At 43.1% G+C, this 9,431-nt stretch carries 5 protein-coding genes and 1 pseudogene; 1 reads left to right on the forward strand and 5 read right to left on the reverse strand.

Features of this window, described 5'->3' with window-relative positions; genetic code table 11:
* Positions 1–93 precede the first annotated feature (93 nt).
* Both QT979_RS27910 and QT979_RS27915 read right to left on the reverse strand, forming a co-directional pair.
* A pseudogene (locus QT979_RS27910) lies at positions 94–1,205 on the reverse strand (IS630 family transposase).
* Between the two features lie 809 nt (positions 1,206–2,014).
* Positions 2,015–3,589 carry an outer membrane protein assembly factor BamB family protein gene (locus QT979_RS27915; RefSeq protein WP_333312285.1) on the reverse strand — a complete coding sequence of 525 codons (1,575 nt, stop codon included), beginning with the start codon at positions 3,587–3,589 and terminating at the stop codon, positions 2,015–2,017.
* Between the two features lie 127 nt (positions 3,590–3,716).
* Between QT979_RS27915 and QT979_RS27920 the strand changes: the two genes are divergently transcribed.
* Positions 3,717–5,804: a thioredoxin domain-containing protein gene (locus tag QT979_RS27920; RefSeq protein ID WP_333312286.1), complete on the forward strand. Its 2,088-nt coding sequence runs from the start codon at positions 3,717–3,719 to the stop codon at positions 5,802–5,804.
* 165 nt (positions 5,805–5,969) lie between these two features.
* Here the strand turns inward: QT979_RS27920 and QT979_RS27925 are convergent, their stop codons facing one another.
* The 3 genes from QT979_RS27925 to QT979_RS27935 all read right to left on the reverse strand — a co-directional run bounded on the left by QT979_RS27925 (position 5,970) and on the right by QT979_RS27935 (position 9,362).
* Positions 5,970–7,058, reverse strand: a complete 1,089-nt coding sequence (locus QT979_RS27925; protein WP_333312287.1) for an ABC transporter ATP-binding protein — start codon at positions 7,056–7,058, stop codon at positions 5,970–5,972.
* Between the two features lie 333 nt (positions 7,059–7,391).
* A complete protein-coding gene (locus QT979_RS27930; protein ID WP_333312288.1) occupies positions 7,392–8,453 on the reverse strand; it encodes a spermidine/putrescine ABC transporter substrate-binding protein in 1,062 nt (353 codons plus the stop codon).
* Between the two features lie 51 nt (positions 8,454–8,504).
* Positions 8,505–9,362: an ABC transporter permease gene (locus tag QT979_RS27935; RefSeq protein WP_333213904.1), complete on the reverse strand. Its 858-nt coding sequence runs from the start codon at positions 9,360–9,362 to the stop codon at positions 8,505–8,507.
* Positions 9,363–9,431 lie beyond the last annotated feature (69 nt).

A 9,431-nucleotide genomic window follows, 5' to 3' on the forward strand; every position in this document is an offset into this window, starting at 1 on the left:
TCAAAATAAATCTCCAAGAAATAGCAGAGATCCTTTATAAGAATACCCCAGTAGACAATCTACAAAGCTTTGAATCCATAAGCTGTTGCACATTTAAACTGTGATACAAGCATTCCCCTTATTTTTTATTTTGCGACCCCATTTAATTATTAATTGCCCTTCATTTAAGAGGCGGTGCAATAAATACTCTAGCTCTTCAATAGATGTAAAAAGTCGATTGGTAATATATTCTTTGGCCGAATGCCATACTAATTCAATTAAGTTATAGTCGGGGCTGTATTCGGGGAGAAATTCTAAATGAAGGTTAGGCATTTCTGTTTCAATTATTTTCAGGTACTCTTGTTTCTTGTGAAAACTAGCATTATCAAGGATAATCACTATTTTGGTTCCTTTTTCCGCAAATTCTGAGGCTTGATTACCTGCTGATACCATTCATTAATTAGCTCTTCATGAAAGAGTTTTAGCACTTGATAAAAATTATATGAGTTGCCTTTTTTAAGGAACTCTACCCACCTTTTTTTATCGGAATTTATCACTCCTCCCATTACATTAACTCTGCCTTTTCTTCTGTCTCCTCGAACCTTGTTTCGGCTGCCTTTTTTACACCAGTTCTTTCTTCTGGTGACTCTTAAACTAAATCCACTCTCGTCCCAAAACCATACCTGTAATCGTTCTGGCGATTCTTTTTCTATTTTTAAATATTCGGCTATCTTTATTTTAAACGCTGTTCTTTTTTCAGTATTTCTCTTGGACTCTAGGCTATACTTAGCCCAGATGTAAACATACTTTTTTTTATTTAAAATCCTCCGAACTTGTCCTCCACTTAATTTTATCCCTGTGGATTCCTCTAAGTATGTTGCTAATCTCTGCGCTGTCCATCGTCCAAAATCATATCCTAATTCTTGAGGGTCTTTTTCTATAGTCTCTAATAATATTTCTATATATTTATCTGTGGCTTTTTTGTGATTTCCCTTCATCCTCTCATCTATTAGACTTTCTAAATTGTCGGGATCTCCCTTTATACACCAATAAGATACTTTGTTTACTGAGCAGCCCAAAAAATCAGCAATTTTAGATTGTGTCTTGCCGTCATTGAGCAATAACAAAATTAGAATTCTTTCTCTAATATTTGCCTTTTCTTCCTCTCTTAAGGCTTTTTGTAGTTTCTCTATTTGTTGGGGATTGAGATGATTTTTAGCTGGCATTTTTGTATATTTTGATTAAACTCATTTTTTATTATACCCTATTTAAAGGCACAACAGCTTAATTGCTACTCTCTTGAGGGAGGTTCAAGAGGATAAACCCTCTACATATCAAGGTTTCCGTGGCGTTGTCACCCCGTCAATTCCCAGATTCAGTTTGGCACTGTTTGAGGACAGCAGGAGGAACCGCCACAGTCAGCAAACATTTTCCCAGCCGTTGATTGAAGGTTCTCCGAGACGATCGACTCATTTGACATCTAAATTATCAGCGATCGTATGAAAACAGGATTATCAGCAACAACTCAGCTAAAACATCTGGCGCTAAACTGCTAGAGAACTGATATCGTGTCCGATCGATTAACCATAATATCCCCGTCGGGGCGGGTTTTTGAGATTGTCAATTGATAATGCCGTACTTTGTCACATTTTTCTGCAATTTGCGACGACGGTAAGAGTTAAAAACGTGTTTTTCTGGAAATTCTCCTCTAGTTGCTAACTATTGCTGTGCCGCCGGCACAATATCCTGTTCGGAAATGCCCAATTCCGCTGCTATCTTGAAAAGGTGCAATCTGGATAATTCCCCTTCATCCTGTCAGCGTGCGATCGCAAGCTGTAAAATACCTTAAGCATCCTCTCAACCGTAAACTGGACTTATTTGAGTTTCAGGAGTTTCCATAACGAGTTTCCGATAATTTCCGAAATTATTTCTCTCACCGCAGTTAAACCACAGGTAGGAATAGGTGGCGGATTTCAACACCCTTTCAAGAACAGGCAAGATGCCTGTTCCCGATAGAGGTACAAAATACCAATAACTAACCCAAAGTATACATCCAGCCATCCCTCGCGCAAATCCTCACAATTCCGTCCCAAACTACAGGCGTCGCCTCAAATGACAAACCCGGCTTAAATCTCCCCGATTCTATTACTTTCAAACGGTAAAACTCCCCTTTAGCATTTTTCAACGCATTCTGATCTCCAGACTTCGCTCGTTCCCAATTCAAATTGAACAAATAAACACCGTTGTATCCCGCACTGATCAGTTTATTGCCATCGGTAAAAATCGGAGTAGAAATTGAAGAACCAATGGCTTGTTTAAATACTATTACCGGAGTATCGTAAGACTGGTTTCGCCAAGGAACCGAAGTTTTTTTACCTGTAATCATATCTTGGGAACCGATGTACAAATTGCCGTCGATCGCATTTGTGGCAAACAGCGCCGGAAACTCGCCTGAATTGTACTCGTCATTCAACGCCACCGAGCCAATTATCCCACCTTCCCAGCTAGAAAGTCGGCGATTTCCGGTAGGCAAAAACCATTCGACGCTGGCATTCGGTTCCTTGTTGGGATTCAGCTTCAGCACTCCGCCGTTGCCCTGAATGTATTGTTTTTCAATGGCACAAAACAGTTTACCTGATTTAGAAATTACAGCACTTCCATCCAAATCTGAACCAGTATAAAAATCCCAAACTATCTTTTTAGTTGCAATGCTAATACCGTAAATATGACCGGAACCAGCAGCTATAAATATTCTATCTTTGAGTCTCGATGGCGATGATTCCGCTACCAAGTTGCCGCCGTGTTTGCTGATATCTGTTGCTGCATAAAGCTGTACTTCCGACAAGATATTTGGCTGCTTGATGCCTTGTTTGATTTTTGCATTGCTTGTGGAACTATCGAGAAAATAGCCGATCGCATTTTCCCCCGCATTGAACAAAACGCCACCGCCGATGTCCAACGCGCTGCTGTCATTATCCCGGCTGTAACTGGGCGTTTTCCTGATGTCCAATTTCCAAAGTTCCTTGCCAGTTCTAAAAGATATTGCCCTAAAACTTGGCACGACACTTTTGCCACCGCCACCACTGCGGCTGCCTTGCAAAATTACAATTTTGTTTTCGGCGCTAGCTTTTTCATCGATATAAATTGTTGATGAACCTTTGATTATATCATCAAATTTATAGCGCCAAACTTCTTTATTGGTAGCAATATCTATTTTTCGCAAATTGTGGTCATAAGCACCTATAATTAAATAAGTTTTCCCCCCGTCTCTGGTAATTGTCGGCTGTCCTGTCCAACCGGCCCCGCTCCAAACTACAGACCGCTTTCCCAGAAAAGTTCGTCCGCTTCCTAGCTCAAATTTGTCGATTAACTTCAAACTTTTCGGAACACCTCTGCCGTAGAAGCGACGCTTGTCGTTACCTAAAAAGGTCGGGACTAATAATTCTATTTCTGGGTCTGCTTTAGCCAGAAGATTGTTAAGATTAGTTTCTAATAAAGCTTGTTCCGAGGATGCAGTTTGGCTCAGTTTGATAACAGCAGGAGGAACAGCAGCACTCAGCAAAAATTGTCCAAGCTGTTGATTGAAGGTTCTCCGAGATGACAAGCTCATATTAGATCGAGATAATCAGTCATAATATTAAAACATAATTATCCGCACCAACTCAACTAAAACATCTCGCGCTAAACTGCTAGAGGACTGACAAGCTTACCCAGCACGAGTAAAAGTATATTTGATTATGGTCAACCGTCTTGCTCAATCCCAAAGCCTTTACCTGCGGAAACACGCCGAAAACCCGATCGACTGGTGGCCCTGGTGCGACGAAGCTTTGGAAGCGGCCCGAAGCGAAAATAAACCGATTTTCCTGTCAATTGGCTACTCTAGCTGCCACTGGTGTACGGTGATGGAAGGGGAAGCATTTTCCGATCGCGCGATCGCCCAATACATGAATTCGCATTTTATACCGATAAAAGTCGATCGTGAAGAACGCCCGGATATCGACAGCATTTATATGCAAACCTTGCAAATGATGACCGGTCAAGGCGGTTGGCCACTCAACGTTTTTCTCACTCCAGACGAGCGAGTTCCCTTCTACGGAGGCACTTATTTCCCCGTAGAACCGCGCTACGGACGGCCGGGATTTTTAGAAGTTTTGCAAGCAATTCGCCGCTTTTACGACACAGAAAAAGGCAAAGTAGAAGCCTTCAAAGCAGAGATTTTAGGAAATCTCCAACAGACGGCAGCGCTGTCAGGAGTAACTGCCGAATTAAATCGCGAACTCTTCCAAAAAGGCTTAGAACTCAACACCGGAATTATTGCCGGCAACAACCCCGGCCCCAGTTTTCCGATGATACCTTATGCTGAGCTAGCACTGCGGGGAACGCGATTTAATTTTGGATCAAAATACGACAGCAAACAAGTCTGCACTCAGCGCGGATTAGACTTAGCATTGGGCGGCATTTATGACCACGTAGGAGGCGGATTTCACCGCTATGCGGTTGATGCGACTTGGACTGTGCCACACTTTGAAAAAATGCTCTACGACAACGGTCAAATTGTTGAGTATTTAGCGAATTTGTGGAGCGTGGGAATACAAGAACCCGCTTTTGAAACTGCGATCGCGGGGACAGTAGAATGGTTGAAGCGAGAAATGATTGCGCCGACAGGCTATTTTTATGCTGCACAGGATGCGGACAGCTTTAACACTTCGGAAGAACTTGAACCGGAAGAAGGAGCATTTTATGTCTGGACTTATGCCGAACTGGAACAACTATTAACTGCTGAGGAATTAGCAGAAATTAAAGCACAGTTTACTGTTAGTCGCAGCGGCAATTTTGAAGGCCAGAATGTATTGCAGCGCCGCCATCCAGGAAAACTGAGCGACACCGTAGAAACGGCTTTGGCTAAACTCTTTCAAGTTCGCTACGGTGGCAATCCGGATACTGTAAAAACCTTTCCGCCAGCCCGCAACAATCAAGAAGCTAAAAACGAAAGTTGGCCGGGTAGAATTCCAGCCGTTACTGACACGAAAATGATTGCTGCTTGGAATAGCTTAATGATTTCGGGGTTAGCCCGCGCGGCAGCGGTTTTTGGGAATTGGGAATATCTGGAATTAGCTGTGAAAGCGGCTAATTTTATTTTAGACAATCAGTGGACGGATGGGCGGTTTCAGCGGTTGAATTATGACGGACAATCTGCTGTTACCGCGCAGTCGGAAGATTATGCTTTGTTTGTGAAAGCTTTGTTGGATTTGCATCAAGCGAGTTTGACTTTAGACAACGGGGAAGAGGCAAAACAGTTGCCGAATTCTCAGTTTTGGTTGGAGAAAGCTGTGCAGGTGCAAGAAGAGTTTGATGAGTTTTTGTGGAGCGTGGAATTGGGAGGATATTACAATACTGCTAAGGATGCTAGCGGAGATTTGTTGGTGCGGGAACGCAGCTATATAGACAATGCAACTCCGGCGGCGAATGGAATTGCGATCTCGTCTTTGGTTCGCCTCGCGCTGTTGGGCCCGAATTTAGAATATCTCGATCGCGCGGAGCAAGGTTTGCAAGCTTTCAGCAGTATTGTACAAGATGCTCCGCAAGCTTGTCCGAGTCTACTGTCGGCGATCGACTGGTATCAGCATTCTACCCTGATTCGCACGTCACCAGACCAGATTTCCGGGTTGATTTCGCAGTATTATCCGACTGCTGTCTGTCAGATTGAGGCTGATTTGCCTGAAGGTGTTATCGGGTTAGTTTGCGAGTGTTTGACTTGCAAGGAACCTGCTAAAAGTCAAGAGCGGCTGTTGGAGGAAATTTTGCAAAGTCAAACGCGAGTTTAGCACCAATACTGTCTAGATTATTGAACCGCGAAGACGCGAAGAACGCGAAGGAAGAAGGAGGAAGCTGGAGGAAGAAGTAGATTATCTTCTATGGGGAAGGAATCGCATCTTCAGTCTGCCCCTCAATCTTCCAAAGAATCTCAGTGGCTTCAGCCCGCTTGAGTGTCAACAAATGCAAATACTTTCCGGCGGCACGGCAACTCGAACGCTGTCGCCGACTTGGTGTCGCTGCAAGTCATCTCTGTGCAAGTTTTGTCGGCGAAGGGCGATCGAACTTTTAGCAGTCAACCGCACCGTATAGCGCGTGTCAGTGCCAATATAAATAGCTTCTTCTACTATTCCCGGCCAGCTATTTTCATCCTCATAATTAGCCGGATAAATAGCAGCTTTTTCTGGCCGCAACACCAGGGTGACAACTTTCCCAGGGGGGATATCTTCGGCTGTTGCAACTAACACGGGCAACTCCTGATCAACCAACACGATTATTTTACCGTTTTGCTTTTCTACTACTCGACCACTTAAAAAATTACTGTCGCCAATAAAATCAGCAACAAACCGCGTTTTAGGATATTCATAAATATCAACAGGCGTCCCAACTTGTTGCAGTTTTCCTCCATCCATCACTGCAATTCTGTCCGACATTGTTAGTGCTTCTTCCTGATCGTGAGTTACATAAATAAACGTAATTCCCAATTTTCGCTGCATTTTTTTTAATTCTAATTGCATCTCTTTACGCAATTTTAAATCCAGCGCTCCTAGGGGTTCATCCAACAGCAAAACAGACGGCTGTTTGACTAATGCTCTTGCTAGGGCTACTCGCTGCTGCTGTCCCCCTGACAGTTGGCGGGGATAGCGTTTTCCTACCTCGGTTAACTGTACTAATGCTAAGGCTTCAGCAACGCGATCGCGAATTGTTTTCTGAGGCATATTCTCCATTTCCAACCCAAAAGCGACATTTTGTGCTACTGTCATGTGCGGAAATAAAGCATAGTTTTGAAATACCGTATTTACTGGGCGGTGAAATGGCGGGCGATTTTGCATCGGTTGGCCGTGAATGTAAATTTCGCCGGCTGTGGGAATTTCAAAACCAGCGATCATTCGCAAAGTTGTAGTTTTGCCGCAGCCGGAAGGGCCAAGTAAAGAAAAGAATTCTCGATCGTAAATTTGCAGGTTGATGTTATCTACAGCTAAGAAATCTTTACTGCGGGCACTTTTAAATATTTTGGAAACTTCTAAAACCTCGACAGAGTGCATTGTGTTAGTATGTGTGAGTAATAAAAATCTGAGTTCAAGTCCGGTTAAACTGATATCTTGCACTATTATCAATTATTTGTTTAGGAACGGGCTCTCCGGCCCGTTCCACAAGAAGAAAATTAAGTTTTGTTGAACGGGCCGGAGAGCCCGTTCTTGACGAGGGTGCAACTCCAATGCCAACTAAAAATTTAAGTGCACCAGGCCGGGCAGAAACCTGTGTTATATCATTTCCGGTTACACCGGAATGATGTTGACGGTTGACGCCGTGAACCGTAAACAGTGAACAGTGAACTCGGATTTACTATTCCGATGCTAACGGATTTGATATTATATCTACTTTCCAGCCCCTGCTTTAACTTCCGTCCAAGCTCGATCGTACAATGCAGTTGCTTTCCCGACATCCTCCAATAATTTCATTTTGCCAAACACCTCAGCCGGCGGGTAAATTTGAGGATTATTCAAATCTTTCGGATCGATTAAACCTTGATCAATTGCTGCTTTGTTGGGCGATCCGAAGTGGGTAAAATTAGAAATTTGGGCGCCTACTTCTGGCTGCAAAATAAAGTTAATAAATTTCTCCGCTAACTCTTTCTGGGGCGCACCTTTGGGAATAGCCATATTGTCAGAAAAAATGATTGTTCCTTCTTTGGGAATAGCGTAACGGAGATTAGGATTTTCTGTCATCACTTGGAAAATATCACCGCTCCATTCCATTGTCAAATTTACTTCTCCTTGATCTAGCATATTTTGCCCGGTGTCGGGGACAAAAGCTGCAATGATATTTTTACTTTTAATCAGCAAATCGCGGGCTTTGTTAATCTCTTCGGGATTGGTGGTATTTGGATCAAATCCTAAATACATTAAAACTCCTGCTAATGTGTATCTGGCATCGTCTTGCCACGCGACTTTTCCGGTATATTTCGGGTCGAACATCACTCCCCAACTGTTAATTTCTCCCTGGATTGTTTTCACGTTGTAGCCAATTCCCATGGTTCCCCACTGGTAGGGCAGGGAATATTTATTTCCCGGATCAAAACCTTGATTGATAAACTTAGGTTCTAGGTTCTTTTGGTTGGGAATATTGTTTAAATTCAGCGGCTCAATTATATTTTCTGCGATCATGATTTTCACCATGTAATCGGCGGGAAATATTAAGTCGTAACCGGGGTTTCCCTGTTTGAGTTTGGCATAGAGTGCGTCGCTGTTCTCGAAAGTGTCGTATTGAATTTTAACATTGTTCTCTTTCTCGAATTGGGCGATCGTTTCTGGGGCGATATAACTTGCATAATTGTAAATGCTGAGCAGTTGCTGTTGGTTGCTACCTGTGCGGCTACACCCGAAAGCCATTGTTGCACTCATCACGAACAAAAGTAGGAAAGTCAGCAGGCGTTTCATAGGTTTTGTTAGTTGCAGACAAAAATAATTATGACACAGAAAGCAATTATTTTAACTTTTCTGAACTTTTAGCGATGATACAACCAGCAATAAGGAAGCCAACAACATCAAAGTTGAAATGGCATTAATCGCTGGCGTCACTGAGAACTTTATCATGCCGTAAACAAATAATGGTAGCGTCATGGAACCGACGCCAGTGGTAAAAAATGTCACGACAAAATCGTCCAGCGACAGAGTAAAAGCCAGCAGTGCGGCGCTGAAAATAGCGGGCCAAATTAGAGGGAGAGTGATGCGCCAAAAAGCCCGCCATTCGTTAGCGCCTAAGTCAAAAGCTGCTTGTTCTAATTGAGGATCTAGTTCCGCCAAACGCGCCCTGACAGTAATAGTCACAAAGGAAATATTAAAGACAACATGACCGATTATTACGGTAGGTAAGCCGAGATTGAGGCGAATTCCCGTGAGATTTTCTACAATCCGAAATACTAGGGTAAAGAAAACTAGCAACGAAATGCCGATCGTAATTTCGGGCATAATAATCGGCAAAAACAGTAAAGCTTCTACTGCTTTGCGCCCCGGAAAATAAAAGCGTTCCAGTGCTAGGGCGAGCATTGTACCAAAAATTGTCGCTAACACCGTCGAAATAGCTGCAATTAGTAAGCTGTTGTTGAGTGCTGTCCAGATTCCGGCGCTGCTACTCGTAGCAATCGTCGCGCCTGCATTGCTAAACAAACTGCGGTACCAATCGAGGGTAAAGCCCCGCCAAACGGCATTGAATCTGGAGGCGTTAAAGGAGTAAATAATTAAGATGAGAATTGGCAAGTAAAGAAAGGCAAATGCTAGTACAGCTTGTACCCAAAGCCACTTTTTGCCGATCGCCCGCACGAGTAAATCTAGTTTTGTTTTAGTCATTAGTCATTAGTCATTAGTCATTAGTCATTAGTCATTAGTCATTAGTCATTAGTCATTAGTCATTAGTCA

It is taken from the genome of Microcoleus sp. w2-18bC1, assembly GCF_036700365.1.
Lineage (GTDB): Bacteria > Cyanobacteriota > Cyanobacteriia > Cyanobacteriales > Microcoleaceae > Microcoleus.

Bases quoted from the DNA above. Each gene is read 5' to 3' on its own strand.
- QT979_RS27915 (WP_333312285.1), bottom strand. From the start codon at position 3,589: ATGAGCTTGTCATCTCGGAGAACCTTCAATCAACAGCTTGGACAATTT.
- QT979_RS27920 (WP_333312286.1), top strand. From the start codon at position 3,717: ATGGTCAACCGTCTTGCTCAATCCCAAAGCCTTTACCTGCGGAAACAC.
- QT979_RS27925 (WP_333312287.1), bottom strand. From the start codon at position 7,058: ATGCACTCTGTCGAGGTTTTAGAAGTTTCCAAAATATTTAAAAGTGCC.
- QT979_RS27930 (WP_333312288.1), bottom strand. From the start codon at position 8,453: ATGAAACGCCTGCTGACTTTCCTACTTTTGTTCGTGATGAGTGCAACA.
- QT979_RS27935 (WP_333213904.1), bottom strand. From the start codon at position 9,362: ATGACTAAAACAAAACTAGATTTACTCGTGCGGGCGATCGGCAAAAAG.